General features: G+C 65.8%; 15 protein-coding genes. 3 read left to right on the top strand and 12 right to left on the bottom strand.

Annotated elements, in window-relative coordinates; genetic code table 11:
* Positions 1 to 20: 20 nt before the first annotated feature.
* From LGY53_RS37215 to LGY53_RS37225, 3 genes are all read right to left on the bottom strand, one after another.
* Positions 21 to 674, bottom strand: coding sequence for a sensor domain-containing protein (locus tag LGY53_RS37215; RefSeq protein WP_225731386.1), 654 nt, complete (start codon positions 672 to 674; stop codon positions 21 to 23).
* A 115-nt stretch (positions 675 to 789) separates the two neighbouring features.
* Positions 790 to 2067, bottom strand: coding sequence for a WXG100 family type VII secretion target (locus LGY53_RS37220; protein WP_225731387.1), 1278 nt, complete (start codon positions 2065 to 2067; stop codon positions 790 to 792).
* Entirely contained in the window at positions 2064 to 2393 is a 330-nt protein-coding gene (locus LGY53_RS37225; RefSeq protein ID WP_225731388.1) for a hypothetical protein, read from the bottom strand. The genes LGY53_RS37220 and LGY53_RS37225 overlap by 4 nt, the downstream gene beginning before the upstream one ends.
* 303 nt (positions 2394 to 2696) lie before the next feature.
* Between LGY53_RS37225 and LGY53_RS37230 the strand changes: the two genes are divergently transcribed.
* From LGY53_RS37230 to LGY53_RS37240, 3 genes are all read left to right on the top strand, one after another.
* The gene (locus tag LGY53_RS37230; protein WP_225731389.1) at positions 2697 to 4013 is read left to right on the top strand and encodes a hypothetical protein; all 1317 of its coding nucleotides are present in this window, start codon (positions 2697 to 2699) and stop codon (positions 4011 to 4013) included.
* Positions 4010 to 4777 (top strand): ESX secretion-associated protein EspG, encoded by a 768-nt coding sequence (locus tag LGY53_RS37235; RefSeq protein WP_225731390.1) that lies wholly within the window; start codon positions 4010 to 4012, stop codon positions 4775 to 4777. The genes LGY53_RS37230 and LGY53_RS37235 overlap by 4 nt, the downstream gene beginning before the upstream one ends.
* 123 nt (positions 4778 to 4900) lie before the next feature.
* On the top strand, positions 4901 to 6706 hold the full coding sequence (locus tag LGY53_RS37240; RefSeq protein ID WP_225731391.1) for a glycosyltransferase family 39 protein: 1806 nt from the start codon (positions 4901 to 4903) through the stop codon (positions 6704 to 6706).
* On the opposite strand, the gene LGY53_RS37245 is transcribed toward LGY53_RS37240, so the two are convergent.
* The 9 genes from LGY53_RS37245 to LGY53_RS37285 are packed head-to-tail and all read right to left on the bottom strand — an operon-like array spanning position 6703 to position 16197.
* Complete coding sequence (locus LGY53_RS37245; protein ID WP_225731392.1) at positions 6703 to 7329, bottom strand: TetR/AcrR family transcriptional regulator; 627 nt, start codon at positions 7327 to 7329, stop codon at positions 6703 to 6705. The genes LGY53_RS37240 and LGY53_RS37245 overlap by 4 nt on opposite strands.
* 19 nt (positions 7330 to 7348) lie before the next feature.
* A complete protein-coding gene (locus LGY53_RS37250) occupies positions 7349 to 8215 on the bottom strand; it encodes an alpha/beta fold hydrolase (RefSeq protein ID WP_225731393.1) in 867 nt (288 codons plus the stop codon).
* 53 nt (positions 8216 to 8268) lie between these two features.
* On the bottom strand, positions 8269 to 9531 hold the full coding sequence (locus LGY53_RS37255; protein WP_225731394.1) for an acyltransferase: 1263 nt from the start codon (positions 9529 to 9531) through the stop codon (positions 8269 to 8271).
* Positions 9528 to 10460, bottom strand: a complete 933-nt coding sequence (locus LGY53_RS37260; RefSeq protein ID WP_225731395.1) for an SGNH/GDSL hydrolase family protein — start codon at positions 10458 to 10460, stop codon at positions 9528 to 9530. The genes LGY53_RS37255 and LGY53_RS37260 overlap by 4 nt, the downstream gene beginning before the upstream one ends.
* A 23-nt stretch (positions 10461 to 10483) precedes the next feature.
* Positions 10484 to 10885, bottom strand: coding sequence for a hypothetical protein (locus LGY53_RS37265; protein ID WP_225731396.1), 402 nt, complete (start codon positions 10883 to 10885; stop codon positions 10484 to 10486).
* Positions 10886 to 10902: 17 nt separating this feature from the next.
* Positions 10903 to 11997 carry a DUF3419 family protein gene (locus tag LGY53_RS37270; RefSeq protein WP_225731397.1) on the bottom strand — a complete coding sequence of 365 codons (1095 nt, stop codon included), beginning with the start codon at positions 11995 to 11997 and terminating at the stop codon, positions 10903 to 10905.
* A 3-nt stretch (positions 11998 to 12000) separates the two neighbouring features.
* Positions 12001 to 13584: an MFS transporter gene (locus LGY53_RS37275; RefSeq protein WP_225731398.1), complete on the bottom strand. Its 1584-nt coding sequence runs from the start codon at positions 13582 to 13584 to the stop codon at positions 12001 to 12003.
* Positions 13581 to 15059 (bottom strand): FAD/NAD(P)-binding protein, encoded by a 1479-nt coding sequence (locus LGY53_RS37280; protein ID WP_225731399.1) that lies wholly within the window; start codon positions 15057 to 15059, stop codon positions 13581 to 13583. Before LGY53_RS37280 ends, LGY53_RS37275 begins: the two co-directional genes overlap by 4 nt.
* 34 nt (positions 15060 to 15093) lie before the next feature.
* Positions 15094 to 16197: an acyl-CoA dehydrogenase family protein gene (locus LGY53_RS37285; protein WP_225731400.1), complete on the bottom strand. Its 1104-nt coding sequence runs from the start codon at positions 16195 to 16197 to the stop codon at positions 15094 to 15096.
* Positions 16198 to 16236 lie beyond the last annotated feature (39 nt).

Below are 16236 nucleotides of genomic sequence, written 5' to 3' on the forward strand. Positions count from 1 at the left end.
GTGCCTGTCGGGGGGCCGAACTAACGTGACGATGTAATTCGCTGAGTTATCGCCTGCATCAGTGCGGTGGCGAGGTGTTCGGCGTCGGAGAAACGCGATGCAGATACGCACACAACCATATTGTTGACAACTGCGAGTATCACCTCCGTCGAATATTGGGGCGAGCTCGCCCGGTAGTCTCGATGACTGACGAATGTCCACCGCAGCGAAGTAGGATTGACATCTCGCAGCTCGACGGAGAATGGGCCGGTGACAATATCCGAGACTTTCACCGCCAAGGTTCCCGACGTATTTCCACACGCGCGAATCTTGTCAGCGATACCCTTATAGGCGCGTTGCGCTGCGGACGCATCCGGATAAGCCGCCACATTCTGAACTATGCCATAGTTGGAGCCCCCCGGCCCGATACGGCTATACTGCGAGAACCCCGTCCAGTCGGTGATCTCGAAGTTGTACGACTGCCGAACCGCATCGCCACATTGGCTCGGCTCGATATTCTTGAGGTCCGGGAACGAAAATTCCGTATCGGCTGGCTCGGAAGATCCAGCACTGTACCATTGTTCAGGCCCGTCCTGACTCGTACGCAACGCATTGATTTCATCTTCGTGGAGCAGAAACGAAGCAAGCCGGTCATTCAGGGCAGCATCATGCTTTATACTCGAAGATGGCGCCACAGTCGATGGCGGCGACGCTACATTAGACGGCGGCGGCGCGACCGGGCCCGATGAACACCCCGATAATATAGCCACAATTGCAACGGAAAAAGCGATTCGGAACACGATCACCCCGTTATTCTGCGCATTTGTTCTGATTGAGTATATTGTCCACCCGCGCCTTGCGTATCGAACAGTAGTTGGAATTTTTTTCAAAAGGCGCCTGATCCTGCTCGAGCTTGCCGTACAGATCCACTGCGTTTTTCCAATTGGACTCATAACTCGGAGTACCCGCGCCATTATTATATTCCAGCATGGCGGGGCGCTGAATAACTTGCGCAATCGCCCAGGGCGGTGCGGATTTCGGCGAGCCATCCGCTACCTTGATATCCGGATTCCGTTCCTTCGGCTCGTAAAGATACTGACTTTCGGCGGACGGGTCGATAGCTATTCGGCGATCACGAGTGTAAGTCCAAATACCGTCGGCCAGCACACCGCTCGGCGTGCACCGGCCCTTGTAGAACATGGTCGCCGCCTGCGCCGGGTCCATGATCTCGTCGGTTGTCCCCCAGTTCCCATTCTTATCGAAGGGATGTTGCTGGAATATCCCGGCACCGCTTTCCGTATCCTTTTTGCTGGTGTGGCCCATGCACTTTTTCCCGTTGCGAGCGTCCGCTTTTTCCTCCGAGCCGGGCATCGAATTGTCGCCGATGTTGTACATGTGACTTTCGAGTAGCGCGGTCATCAACGCGAGCTGGATCTCGTCCTTCGTCATCCCGAGACAACGCCCTACCGCGTAAATATCTCGAGCGTTCCTCTTTTGCTCCTCGGTGAAATCGCCCCACTTCAATGCACCGGTAATGTGACAGTCGGTGTCCCAGTTGCTCGGATCGCCGTAATAATTAGGGGTGCCTGCATCAACGGGCGTGATGTTCTTGTACGCGGCCTCGATTTTCTGCCCGGCAAGCTTCTCCGCGTATTCGTACCCATCGAGTGCTCCCCGAAGCGCGACCGAGTTGTTTTGCAGACTCTCCGAACGCGCCGCGTCCTGCGAGCCCGATACATCCTGAATCGACCAATCATTACCGACTTTGAAGCCGTTGGCCTCCAGTTGTGCGACAGTGCTGAGCACCTTTGCTTTAGCCGCGCTCAGGTCCACTGCCGCACTGGTTACCGAGGTTTGTAACTGTTCTACGCCCTCGGCGTTGGCTCGCAATCGCCGCATGTGGTTGTCGAGGCTGTCGCTGGCGCTGTCGGCTGCCGAACCTCGCCAGCCGTCGTCGAGATCGTGCCATATTTGTTCGTGCGTCTTGGCGTGCTGGTTCAGCTCCTCGTGCACATTCCCCACCTGTGTCGCAAGCCCGTGTAACGCGCTGGGATCGACCGCTTCCAGCTGGGCCCGGGTCAGCTTCATTGCAGCTGTTTGATCGCGTCGGCGCTGGTTTGGTCCTGCTTCGAAATCTCACTCACGACTCGCGCGAACCCCTCGCTGGTGGACTGCACCAATCCGGCATGGCTGGTCAACGCCGAATCGAGAATGTTCGCACCGTTGCCGAGGATTGCGGCCAGGTCCGAACCGACGAAAGAGTTCGCGGTACTGGCGAATTCCACCGACCCCACCAATGCCGCTAGGCTGCTGCCTGCTGCCTCGAGAAGTCGCGCCTGTTCAGAGACCTTTTCGGTGTCCAAATAAAATCCGGTCGCCCCACAACAGCCGCCCGGCTTGCTGTAAATCGCCATTCGATGCTCCTCCCCTGTTCGGCAGACCACCCCTACGCCGCTGATGCCTCATCGTAGCGACCACACCATCGCCAGCGATACCCCCACGAGGAGTCCGAACCCGCACTGTCGCTTGGGATTCAGCGATACCTCGGCCCGACATCACCTGACAGCTGACGGACCGCGCCTGACCGCACCCCGGCCGACTATCGCCGGTCGCCCTATGAGCCGCTGACTTCACGTGATCTGATGGAACCGAAGCGCGGCGTGGTGCGTCATAGACCTCGAGGCGATGTGCAGATCTGAGTGATTGGGGGATGGTCGGTGGTCTTTCCGTTCGACCCGACGTCGATAACGGTCATCAGCTCGGTGCTGAGCGAATGGCGTAAGTCCGGCCCGCCGCAGGTGTCACCGGATCAGAGCCCCGACGCGTCCATCGCCCGCAACCGGATCAGGGAGATCCAGAACGAGGGCCTCGGCCTGCAATCGCAATCGGCGAAGGTGCCCGAGGATGCCTACAAGAATCCGTCCACCATGCACGACCTGTACGAGCGGGTGCAGGCCATGTCGGTCGACGAGGCGGTCTCCACGCATAAGCGCTGGGAATCGGTGCGCGATCGGCTCGACAGCGGCCTGAAGGATTTCGGCCCGGCGATCGCCAAGGCCACCGACGACAAGTGGCAGGGCGCGTCGCATAAAGCGGCGTCCGAAGGCATCACCGAATACGTCAAGAACGCGCAGGGCCTGCTCGGTTCGGTCCAGCTCGTGTCGGAGAAGGTGAAGATCATCCGATCCGGCATCGAGCTCACCCGGCCGAATGTGCAGAAGGCTCCGGACCACACCCTGTCGAGCAATATCGCGAGTTGGGTCCCCGGTCCGACCTGGCGGATCAATCAGCACCGCGACGACCAATACCAGAACGCCGCCGTCAACACGATCAAGAACGTCTTCTACCCCGCCGTCCGGGAAACCGACAGCGGAGTTCCGCTGGTGCCCAAGCCGGACAACCCGATTCACCAGGAGGAGGTCGGCCCGGTTGTACTCAAGCCCGGCGGCGACCAGCCGAAACCCAGAGGCGGCGACCCGGGCCCCGGCAAGAACGGTCCGGACGGAAACGGCAAAGACAAAGGGGACGGCAAAGACAAGGACCAGGGCACCAACCCCGACAACACGAAGCCCGACGGCACGAACCCGACCGGCACGAACCCGACGAATACGGACCCCACCAAGACCGACACTCAGAAAACCGACGACCCGTCGAAGACCAAAACCAACCCCACCAGCACCAACCCGACCTCCACCACACCGAGCCCGACGACGTTCGACCCGAGCAAGACGGGCCTGCCCGGCACCCCGAAGACAGGCATCCCGAATACCGGTAACCCGAGCGCACCGCGCAGCAGCCTCAACCTGCCACCGGTCGTCACCGCCGCCAATCCGGCGAACCTGGCCGCGGCCACCCGGGCCGGCGCCAACGGCGCTTCCGGTTTCGGCATGCCCGGCGCGGCCCGCGGCAAGGGTGACGACGACAAAGAGCACAAGACCAAGGACTACCTGGTGAATCGCGAGAACGGCGAGGAGCTCACCGGACTCGACGAGAAGAGCCGCGTGAAATCGGTGCCGCCGGTGATCGGCGAATGAGCGTGCGGGAGTGGGATTTCAGCCCACTCGGTTTCACGGTGCTGTGGCGCGCCTTCGACCGCGACATCCTGCCGTATCCATTGCAGTACCGCTCGACCCACGAGACGGTGGCCGAATACGAGCAGGCGTGGAAGGACGAGGCCGGGCAGCTACACGCCCGGCTCGACGACTGGCTGTACTCCGCGCTCGGTGTGCTCACCCAGCCGGAGGCGCGCGTCGAGGTCGCCGGATTCCTCGGCCCCGACAAGCTGCGAGCCCATGCCGCGGTGCAGCGCAACACCGCGGTGCTGCTGGTTCAGGAACCGTCCGGTGCGCCGGATTCCGGTGGGACGGTTCACATGTCGATAATCGACGCCGAACAGGTCGCGCCGCGGCTCATCGCGCTGCTGCCCGCCGTGCCGCCCGCGAGCGGACCGGGTCTCGAGGTCGCCCGGCGCGATATCGAAGAGGAGGACGACCGGCCGTACCGGGTCGGGCATCGCTCACCCAAGGAGCAGGCCGCACGCTTCTTCGGACGTCCGCGCGCCAACGTCGTCCATATCGCCGCCTACGCGGGCCCGGCATGGGACAACCGGCCCGCGCCGTCGCGCGGCTTCCACGTGATGGACTATCCGGACGGCCGCTACCTGGTCCGCAGCGGCGACACCCTGCGCGCCACACCCGCCGAGGCGGCGGGTCTGCGGGACAATCTGGACCGCGCGCTGAACGCCACGATCAAGGGCTACCGCGAAGAGCACGATCCGGATTACCGCATCGACGCGTGATCCGCCGAAGTGGTTGTCGCACAGCGTCATCGGTGATCCTTCGGCGCATTCGCCGCGACCGGACCAGTTCGTCCTGGGTGAAATCCTTTGACAGCCCGCCGCGCCCGTGCGGATATTTGTCCCGTGACCATCGCTGTCCCGACGCGCTCACGGTACCGGCGGATCTGGCGCGCACCGGACGACCAACCGGCTTGGGCGCGTCCGGCACTGCTCGCGATCGCCGCCGTCGCCGCGGTGCTGTACGCGTGGGGTATCGGCTCGCAGATCCCGCACCTCTACTACGCCGCGGCCGTCCGATCGATGTCGATGAGCTGGCACAACTTCTTCTTCGCCGCCTTCGATCCGGACGCGACGATCAGCGTCGACAAACTGCCGGGCGCGCTCTGGGTGCAGGCGCTGTCGGTGCGTATCTTCGGCCCGCACACCTGGGCGTATCTGCTGCCGCTGGTCGTGGCGGGCGTGCTGACCATCCTGGTGCTCTACCGCGCGGTGCGCCGCCTCACCACTCCGACGGCCGGGCTGATCGCCGCCGCGGTGGCCGCACTCACCCCAGCGACGGTCGCGCTGAATCGCGGCAATATCTCCGATACGCTGCTGATCCTGCTGCTGGTGCTGGCCGCCGATCAGGTCGCGGCGACGATCGCGTCCGGCCGCACGAGGCACCTGATGTACGCCGGATTGTTCGTCGGTCTGGCGTTCCAGACGAAGATGGTGCAGGCGTGGTTGGTGATACCGGCGCTGGCCGCCGCGGTGCTCATTACCGCGCCGAGATCCGAACTGCGGCAGCGCATTACCGCCACCGTGCTGTTCGGTCTTGTGGCGCTTGTGGTTTCGCTGAGTTGGCTGACAGTGGTGCAGGCGCTGCCCGCCGCACACCGGCCGTATATCGATGGCAGCCAACATAATTCGCTGTTCGAGCAGGTATTCCTCTACAACGCCGCCAGCCGCGCCAACGACTCGTTCAACGTCGGCGCCGCCAGTTTCGCCACCAGTGCCGCGTCCGGCACGAGCTATCGCGCCGCACTGGTGATCGGCCCGAACGAACGCTTCGACCACATCTTCGGCGGGGTCGGCGGCCGGGAAATCGGCTGGCTGGTACCGCTGGCGCTGCTGTGCCTGGTCGCGCTCGCGCTGCGGGCCCGCCGCGGACCGCGCACCGATCCGGCGACCGGCGCTCTTATGCTGTGGGGCGGCTGGCTGCTCATCCATATCGCGGCGTTCCTGACCATCGGCACGGTCAACCCGTACTACCTCGCGGTGCTCACACCGGCGCTGGCCGCGCTGATCGGGATGGGCGCGACGGCGTTCTTCGAGGCGGCGGACGATCCCCGGGTGCGCGGCCTCGGCGTGGCCGCCGCGGTGCTGACGGTCGGATACGCCTGGTGGCTACTCGCCCCCGCACCCACCGGAATACGTTGGGCGACAACCATTTCAGCGATCGCACTCGGCATCGCGGCACTGCTGCGGCGGGCGACGACGCTCCTGCTCGCCGCACCGGCCGTCGCCTCGGTGTCCCTGCTCGTCCACAACGACAGCGCACTGGACACCCCCTTCGAATCGGCGCAGGCCCGCCAAGTCACCCACGGATTTCTCGGATCCTCGCTGTCGACGGCCGACAAGGTCCTCGACGGCCTGCGCAAACAGCCGCACTCCGAGCGCTACCCGCTACTCACCTACACCTCGGCCCTCGCCTCGCCGTTCATCGCGGTCAGCGGCACGGAAGTCCCGTCCATCGGCGGGTTCACCGGCGAGGCGCCGGTGCCGACCGTCGACCAGATCTCCCGGATGGTCGGCTCAGGTCAGGTCGGCCTGGTGCTGATCGCCCCGGCCGACGATCCGCGCGTGCACTGGATCCAGCAGCATTGCAAGGCAATTCACAACAACGGCGACGGCCCTGCCGTACTCGCCTACTACTGCGGGCGCCGCTAGTGGCCGTCGGTCCCGGGTTCCGCGAGCTGATCGGTGACGACCTGACCTTGCCCGCCACTGCGTAACAGTCCGCGGACGATCGCGGCCAGGGTCGCGGCGGCCTCGGCGCTGGCGGCCGCCCGATCGTCGGTTTGCGCGACAAGCAGACCGGCCTCGGTGATCGCGCTCAGCAGCAGTTTCGCCAGCATGGAGATCGACATGTCGACCAGCAATCCCGCGGCTTGCGCCTGCTCGAGCTGTGCGGTGATCAGACCGAGCCCGTGCCTGGCCTCGAACTCCCGCCACGCCTGCCAACCCAGCACCCCCGGCGCGTCGGACAGCGCGATCTGCACCATGTCAGGGCGCTGGCAGATCTCCAGAAATACCCGCAGCCCCACATCGACGGTTTGGACCAGATCTCCCGGATCGGCGACGGTGGCGATGGCCGCTTGGATCTCGGCCGAGTTCTCGCGTTCCATACGCTCGAGCACAGCCAGGAACAGTCCGCGTTTGTCACCGTAGTGATAGTTGAGCGCGCCGCGGGTCACCCCCGCGGCGGCCACGATCTCGTCCGCGGATACGGCGAGGAAACCCTGTTCGGCGAAAAGTGTTCTGCCCGCTTGCTCCAACGCCGTCCGGGTCAATCGGGAACGGTCTTCCTGACTACGGCTTTGCATGTGAACGAGTGAACTCCAGAATCAGCTCGGTCAGCAAATCAGGCTGGTCCTCGGGGCTCGCGGTGTATGAGTCATCGATGAATTTCAATGTGGCGTTGGGCAATTCGCGGACAAGCCGTTCCGGGAGGCGGACCGGGAACAGCTTGTCCTCGCGAGCCCACGCAAGCAGGACAGGCAGATCGATCTCCGGGAAATGCTCGGCCGCCGCCAGCGTGAATTTCCGATTCGCCGTCTTCAAGAACCGGCGCAGGTCGTGCCGGATAGCGCCCGACTCGCGGCTCGGCATCAGGTAGGTATCGATGATGTCATGCGGCACCGGGTGTTTCGCGACCCAGCCGAGCGCGATCGGCAGCGGGTGCAGCGCCCTGATCCGCAGCAGTTCGGTCACCGGGCGCAGCGAGCCGGGAATCCGGGCCACCGGGGGCAGCATGTTGAACGGTGGCGGCAAGAACCGCTCGTAGCAGTCCACCGAGGCGAGCACCACCCGGCCGATCCGATTCCTGTTGCGGCTCAACAATACCTGCGTGATCGCACCACCGGTGTCGTTGGCGACGATGGTGACATCGTCCAGGTCCAGCGCGGCGAGGAAGTCCGCCATCATGTCGGCGAGACCGGTAGGCGTCAGATCCGCTCGCGGCACCGGGATCCGGTGTGCGCCCAGCGGCCAATCCGGGCTCAGGCACCGGTGTCCGGCCGCGGCGATGGCGGGCACCATCTTGCGCCACAGGTTCGCATTCACGAGCAGGCCGTGCACGAAGACGATGGGCGCACCGGATCCGGTGTCGTAGTAGCGAATCCGGCCACCGGGTAGCTCTACTTCGTGTTGCCCGCCGAGCGAGCTGCTGAGCTCCACACTTTCCTCCTTGGCGATATGTCGTTGTCCTGCTGTCGATTGCGGTTCCGGATCTACCGCGGTCTACCGGCTCTGCGACGCCGGCCGGCGAACCGCCGCATAAGCGGATCGTCCACCCAGTAGTAGACGGCGGCGCCCGCGAGCACCGAGACGATCAGGCTCAGCACCGCCCATCCGAACCAGCCGAGGAAGCCGAATTGCTTGCCGCCGATGAAGATTCGAGTAATCAACACCATGACCGGAAACTGCACGAGATAGAACGCATAAGAGACATTACCGAGCCGAACCATGCGCGGGGTCGCATTCAGCCCCCGAATTCCGGCAAGGTCGCGGGCGGCCATGGTGGCCACCACCGCCGTCATCGGTCCCACCAGCAGCGCCGACATCTTGTAGTTCACCGGCACCACCCAGGTGGTCGCGTACGCCGCCGCAAGAGCGAGCAGCGGCCATCCGAGAGCCGTACGGCGCCAATGGCCTTCGAGCACAAGCCGGGCCGCGAGCACCCCCAGGAAGAACTCCGGCAGCCGCGACGCGGGGAAGTCGTAGCTGAGCCAATACGAGGGCGAGACCGGGATATCGGATTGGGCGAACCACGCTTGCGAGGCGTGCAATTCGTAGTACGGCGAGGTTTCTCCCGGAACGAGCCGCGGCGCAAAGGCATTCGCGATGCCCTTGGGTCCGGGCACCCACAGGTAGTAGGCGGTGTGCAGCAGCACGATCAGGACGAGCAGCCCGCCGAGCCACCACCACAGCCGCGCCCCGCGGATGCGCCGCACCAGCGGCAACAGCAGCGGGAAACTCGTGTAGAACAACATCTCCGAGCACAGCGACCAGGACGGCACGTTCAGTCCGCCGACGGTCGTCCACTTCGGCACCCAGGTGTGGATCAGCAGCAGGTTCGGCGCCCACACCACCGGTCGGTGCAGCGGAACGCTCGCCGCCGCGACGAACAGCAGCGCCGCGACCAGATGCGACGGATAGATCTTCAGCACCCGCCGCCAATAGAACCAACGCACCGAATCGCCCGGCCGGAACGACCAATAGATGATAAAGCCGGACAGCACGAAGAAAAACGTCACGCCCGCCGCGCCCAACTGCATCGGCAGCACCGCATGGATCCGGCGGAACAGCTCGGACTTCTGAAATGGGTATACCGGCAGGAAAACCAAGGCGTGCAGCAGGAATACCGCGAACGCGGCCCACCATCTGGCGCCGGTGAGCGACGGCAGCGCGGGCCCACGCCGGTCGGTGCCACCCGAATTTTCCTGGGCGGCAACAGTTCCCGGCGACCACGCCACCGTCTCCTCGGCGGTCATCGCTCGGCGATCAGCTTCTGCAGCGCCCCGGCGACCACGGCGTCACCGTGTGCCGACGGGTGCACCGGTGTCCCCAGCAAATCGCTGCGCGGATCCAGTATTCCCGCCAACCACGGCTCGGCCGAACACAATCCGTGCCCCGCCGTCACCGCCTTGGCGTCGAAGAACTCCACACCGAGGGTCCGGGCCGCGCTCCGCTGCGCCGCATCCATTCGGTCCCACAGCTCGATCGCCGCATCGGCCCTGGTCTGCACGATCGAGCCGACGCCGAGCACATCGATGCACCACTCTCGCTGACCGGGCGCGTTCATCTCCGGATAACCGACCAGGATGATCCGCGCGTTGGGCGCGTAGTACCGCACATAATCGATCACCGGCTTGATCCGCTCGGTGTAGAGCCCGCCCGCCACGCCGCGGAAGTCGGTCGCCCGCCCCTCCGCCGCCGCCTCCGGACCACAGCCGCGGATCACGTCGAGCACACAGTTGAGCAAGGTCTGCCGCAACCGCACCTGGTTGTCGCCCCAGGCGTCGTTCAGACCGGTCTGGATGAGCACCGCCCTGGTGTTCGGTCCGAACGCGCCTGCCCCATCGGCGCTGCGGGCCTCGTGCGCCAGCGTGTAGCCGGGACCGCTCACCAGCGAGGCGCCCCGGCAGGACAGGTCGGCGAAATCCGTTGTGCCCCACAGGCCCATCCCCTTCGCCAGCTGGGTGGGCCAGGATGTGGCGCCGTGCGAGCAATCGGGGCTGGCGTTGGGTGCGGCGTTCTCCAGCGCGGCGGCGATATCGCCGTTCGCGGTGAACGAATCACCGAGTACGACAACGGATTTACCGCCCTCGGCGGCCGTCGCGGCGGGCGCGGACCCGGTGAGGACGGCCGAGGCGCAGCCGACAGCGGCGGCGATGGCGCGTAAACGGGTCGAAGTGGTCATGACTTTCCTCGTGGCTGGCCGGGTCAGTAGCCGGGCTTGGGTTCGAATCCGGGGTCGGGCAGGGTTGGCGGCTGCGGTTTGGCCGTCTCCGGCTTCGGTTGCGGCGCGGCGGGTTTCGGCTGTTGTTGGGGCGCGGGCTGTTGCGGCGGCGGGGGCGGCACGGGCTCTTGCGAGGGCGCGGGCTGTTGCGGCGGCGGCGCGGGTTGCTGCGGTTGCGGCACGGGTTGCTGCGGGGGCAGCGCGGGTTGCGGCGCTTCGGTGGGCACAGCGGGCGCGATAGTGATTGTCGCCATCGGAACGACCACCGGGCTCTTTGTCGCGGGCGGCGAATCGGATTGGTCGCCGCCACAGGCGGCGGTGGTGAGCGCCGCGGCAAGCACCGCGGCGAGAGCAGCGCCGCGGATCCGTATCCTGTTCTCGGGCACGGGTTTTCCCTTCGATCTCAGGCGTCTACGGTGAACACTTCGAACTGATAGACGAAGGCGTAGTCGTCGTGGTAGAGCTGGTCGCACAGCGCGTCGTCGCGGGTGAGCACGTCGAGCAACCCGGCGGCCGGGCGATGCCGGGACAGGAAGTTGCGGTAGACGATCCGCGCGTCCTTGCGGGCCACGCGCACAACCTCTTTCATCATCACCGCGAATTGCTCCCGGTCGATGCAGCTGGTCACGTCGGACAGCGAGAACTTGTCGATCGCACCGTCCGGCAGCGCCCGCAGTCGCTGCATCAGATCGCCTCGGACGATCTTCATTTCCGTCCGCGCCGACCTGATCGCCGCGACGTTGTCACGTAACAGGTAGTGCGGCAGCACTTCCCGATCCGGATAGCCGCCGTGGAACATGAAAGACAGCCAATCATTGTTCCTGGCAAGGTGGTTGGTGAATATATGGTCCAACCGCTCCAGCACATACCCGCCGCAATCCTGAACATCGGTGACAACGCGGTAGGAGTCGTCGTTGAGCACCAACTTCAGCGTGCGTTCGGAAAAGCCATTGCGCACCATGGCCCGCCACAATCGGCCGTCCACCTTGGTCCGGTAGATCCGGCGCTGGAACTCCAGATCGGCGGCGGTGAAGATCTCGCGCATCGCCGACCCGTACAGCAGCCGCATAACGGGCGCGACCACCCGCACGTACAGCTGCTCGTGCCGTCCCTGCGTCAGCACACCCTTTTCGATCGCCTTCCGGTAGCGCGTGAAATACGCGACGCATCCGGGCGAAAGCCGCTGCGATAACTCGTCGAACAGTCGCCATCGTTCGTTCGACGGGTCGACGCCGAGGAAGGCCAGCAGCGTGTCGTACGAGAAATGCCGGATGGCGGCGAGTTTCAGCTCCAACAGATAGGTCTGCCCCGCCGAGCTGTCCACCGCGGTGACCGTGCGCGGGTTGTTCACCATCAGACTCAGCGCCCGGCAACCGCTGCCGGTCACCGCGAGCACATCGTCGTTCGCGCCGATCTCCAAGGCTCGCAGCTCCGAACGGGAATCCTCGTCACAGGTGCTGTACAGCAACCAACGGTCCTGTGGCTCAGCAGTTTTCATCTTCTACAAATCCTTTATGGGAGACACGTTCGCGGTATCCGGCTCGGCCGGTTCGGAATTCGGATCGTCGGGCGGTTGGGTGGGCAGCAGTGCGCCCGCCGCGAGGGCGGCCACTGCGCAGATGCCGGTCACCACCAGGCAGGCCACCTCGAAGCCGTGCAGGAACGCCTGCTGCGCCGCATCCCGCAGCGCGGAACCCGCCGCCTCCTGACCGCGTGCGGCCAGGACGGCTGCCGCCTGCAGTGCCGCGCCGACGGAATCCCGGCTGTGCTCGAGCACCCCGGCGGGCACGCCGGGTACGCTGCCTTCGCCGAGCCGCCCGCTGTAGAGCGAATGGTGCACGCTGCCGACCACCGCGATGCCGAGCGTGCCGCCGAAAAGCCTTGTCGCGTCGTTCATCGCCGAGCCGATACCGGCCTTCGCGGCGGGCACGACGCTCATGATCGCCTCGGTGGCGGGCACCGCCACCGCGCCGATCCCCAACCCGATCAGCGCCATCTGGCCCGCGATCACGCCGTAGCCGGTGTCGATGCCGTCCACGCAGAACCAGGCGTACGCGATGCCCATCAGCACCAGACCCGTCGTCACCACCGCCCGAGTGCCAACGCGCACAACGAATTTGCCGCCGATCACCGAGCCGATGATGATGGCCACCGCGACCGGGATCAGCCGCACACCCGCGCCGAGCGGGGTGTATGCCTTCAGAAACTGGAAGTACTGCGTCACCAGGAAGGTGAAGCCGTTCAGGGTGAAGAACGTGATGGTGATGGTGCCGCAGGCCGCCGAGAAGCGCAGGTTGCCGAACAGCCGGACGTCGATCATCGGATGCTCGGTGTTCAGCTCCTGCCACGCCAGCACCGCGAAAAGCACTGCCGCACCAGCGAATCCGAGCAGGCTGGCGGCGCCCGACCAACCGCGGTCCGGCGCCTCGATAATGGTGTAGACGAGCAACCCGATCGCGGTGGTCGACACGACGAGGCCGGGCAGATCCAGTCGGGGTGTCCGCGGGTCCCGGGAATTCGGCACCACCAGCACCGTCAGCAGGACACAGAGCGCCCCGACCGGCACGACGACCACGAATACGCTGCCCCACCAGAAGTGATCGAGCAGCAGGCCGCCCAGGATCGGCCCGAGCACCACGCCGATACCCGACACCGCGCCCCAGACGCCGATGGCCGCGGCACGTTCCTTGCGCTCGGTGAATACGTTCGTCAGGATCGACAGCGTCGACGGGTAGATCAGTGCCGCGCCGAGCCCCATCACCGTGCGCGCCGCGATCAGCTGTCCGGTCGATGTGCACAGCGCACCTATCCCGGTGGCCACTGTGAACACCGCCAGTCCCGCCAACAGTGTTGTCCGCCTGCCGAATCGGTCACCCAGGCTGCCCGCGGCCAGCACCAGCGCGGCGAAGGTGAGCGCGTAGGCATCGACGATCCACTGCAGTCCGCTGGTACTCGATCCCAGGGCACGCACCAGGCTCGGCAGCGCCAGATTGACGATCATCGCGTCCATGTAGATCGCGATGACGCACAGGCACAGCACCGCCAGCACCGGCCCCTTGCCCCGGGCCGTGGTCGTTGTCGTCATGAAATAGTCACCCCTGCTTCGGTTTTCGCGCTCATTGCGGTGGCGACGAGCGTGGCCTGGAACGACAGCGCGATCACGTCGTTGGTGACGAGCACCGCGCCGCGCACGAGATCGCCCGCCACATGGAGCCCCCGCACCGGCGCGCCACCGGCATCCAAGGGTTCGAAGGTGCTGACGTCGATGCGCACCCCGCCCTGCGGATGCGGCGTCAGCAGGCCGGAGTCGAGCAGGCCGGCCAGCACCGGTTCCCGGCGCAGCGCCGCCTCGTCGGTGCCCGCGCCGGTGGCATTGATCACCACGTCCGCGACATCCACCCGATCCGCGGTGTGCACCTCGAATCGGCCAGCACAACAACGTATTTCGTGTAGTCCACCGAGTACCCGCAGTCGCCGCGCATCCAGCTCGGCGAGTATCCGGCGCGCGGTGACCGCCGGAATGGGCGCGCCATGCACGAGCAGTGGGGTGAGCCATTCGGCGAAGAACTCCGCCCGGTCCGCGGCGGCGAGCAGCTGCCACGCGGGCAGCAGCAGCGGCGACGCACCGTTGATCACCTGCTGCCAGCCGCGTTCCGCGCCTGCCTCGACCTCGGCCAGCTCGGCGGCCAGTTGCGCGCGGGTGGTCGGCCCGCCGCCGCGCACCTGCGACCAGTCCGGCGGGGCGGCCGACGCGGCCTCGATATCGGCCATCAGCGCCCGCCCGAAATCGGCGAGCCGCAGCATGCCGGAATCGGCGGCCCGCCGCATGCACAGCTCCACATTCGGCACCGGCGCAACGGTTTCCGGTCCACGCAGTCGCGGCAGCCGCCCCGTCCGCGAGGCCAACAGCACCGGTCCGGTATGCCCGCGCGCGGTCAGCGTGAGCAGGGTGTCGATGGCGGTCAGCCGGGTGCCGAGCACCGCGACCGCGGCGTGCTCCGGCAGCGACGGCAGCCGCCACGGATCATCGAAATATCCCTCGTGCCCGGCTATTTCGGGATACGGATCCGACTGCGGCAGCATGCCGGTACAGACGACGACTCGGTCGGCGCCGAAAATCCGCCCGCTGCGGCAGCGTATCTGCCAACGCGTACCGAACTGCTCGATCCGGACCACGTCGTCGGATACCACATCCACCTCGACGCCTGCCGAAACCGCCTGCCGCACCGCTTGATCGAACATATCCCGCGTGTAGCGGCCGAACAGGGCGCGGGCCGGGAATTCGGGCACCGAACCCCCGGTCGCCGCGGCCAACGCGGTGAGCCAGCGCTGAAATTCCTCGGGATCACCGAGATTCAGGCTGGATTTCGCCGCTCGGGTATTGAGCAGATGGGTCGGCTCGGGCGTGCCGAACGGCAGGTGCGGTGCGCCCGGATCGCGGTCTATCACCACGTATCGGGCGCCCGGCGGCAAGGTCGGGAGCAACTGCCTCGCCAACGCCGTCCCGGTCGGCCCGCGCCCGATCTGGACGATGACCGAAGCCACGGCGACGGTTGTCATGAGAACCTCGAATTCTGTACTGCCGGTTGCGGATCTAGGTGACGATCAGCGGCTCGCCCGCGACGAAGCGGTCCAGTGGCTCGGCGATGTTCATCCGCGACGGCGGGTGGAAGGCCAGCCCACGGCATGCGGTGTACCGCAGCGCGCTCGAGCCCACCATGAAGGCGACGCCGCCGAGCAGTTCGGTGGCAAGGGCCGAGGTGCGTTCGATGGTGCGCTGCACCCCGAACCGCAGGTGCAGCACTCGGCCCACCGTGCCGGATTCGGCCGCGCCCGAGCCGATTTCGAGGGCGACCGCCTCGATCGCCGCCATCGCCGTCTCCAACTCGCCGACCAGCAGCATCCGGTCGGCGGCACCGCCGCGACGCTGGTCGAGCACCTGTTCGACTAGCCCGCTGACCATGCCGAGATAGCATGCGGACACCAGCAGTTCGAAGGTGAGCCAGGCGCCCGACAGCGCCGCGTTCAGCGTGTCGGTCTTACCGAAGAACGACACGGAATCCGCCGTGACGTCGACGTCGGTGAGCACCACCTCGTTGGTCTCCGAGCCGGGGAAGATCCGGTTCGCGCTGTCGAGCGGACGCACCTCGATACCCGGTGTTCCGGCCGGGATCACGGCCAGCGCCAACTCGTCCTCGTCCGCGCCGTCCGGGCGCAGCAGCACGCTCGCGGTCAGGATGTCCATCGAATTCGACAGGCTGCATGGCTTTTTGCTGCCGTTGAGCCGCCAGCCGCCGTCGATCCGGGAACCGCTCAGCGTCGGCGCGATCACGCTGGCGCCCGGAATCCCCTCGGCGAAGGCCGAGGCCAAATACAGCCCGCCTTGCGCGACCATGCCGAGCAGCATTTCCGACGCCGGACCGGGCGGGATGGCGGCCACCGTACACGAGTGCATGTTCACCGCGATGGCCAGCGATGGCGAATAGCTGCCGATCAGCCGGTGGATGCGCGCGGCGTCGAGCAGCGAGGCGCCGAGCCCACCGGCTTCCCCGCCGATCAGCAGCCCGGTGCCGCCGGCTTTCTTGAAGATCGAAAGTCCCGGGCTCTCGGTCGATTCCAGCACATCCAGCGGCGTCTCCCGCAGCTCGGCGTCGAGGCCGGGCAGGAACCGTTCCGCCGTTTCGCGTTCTCGTGTCATGAATTGCATTGCGTCCTCCGAAGTTTCAGAAATGTTGTC

Source organism: Nocardia sp. JCM 34519.1 (genome assembly GCF_020361265.1).
Lineage (GTDB): Bacteria > Actinomycetota > Actinomycetes > Mycobacteriales > Mycobacteriaceae > Nocardia > Nocardia arthritidis_A.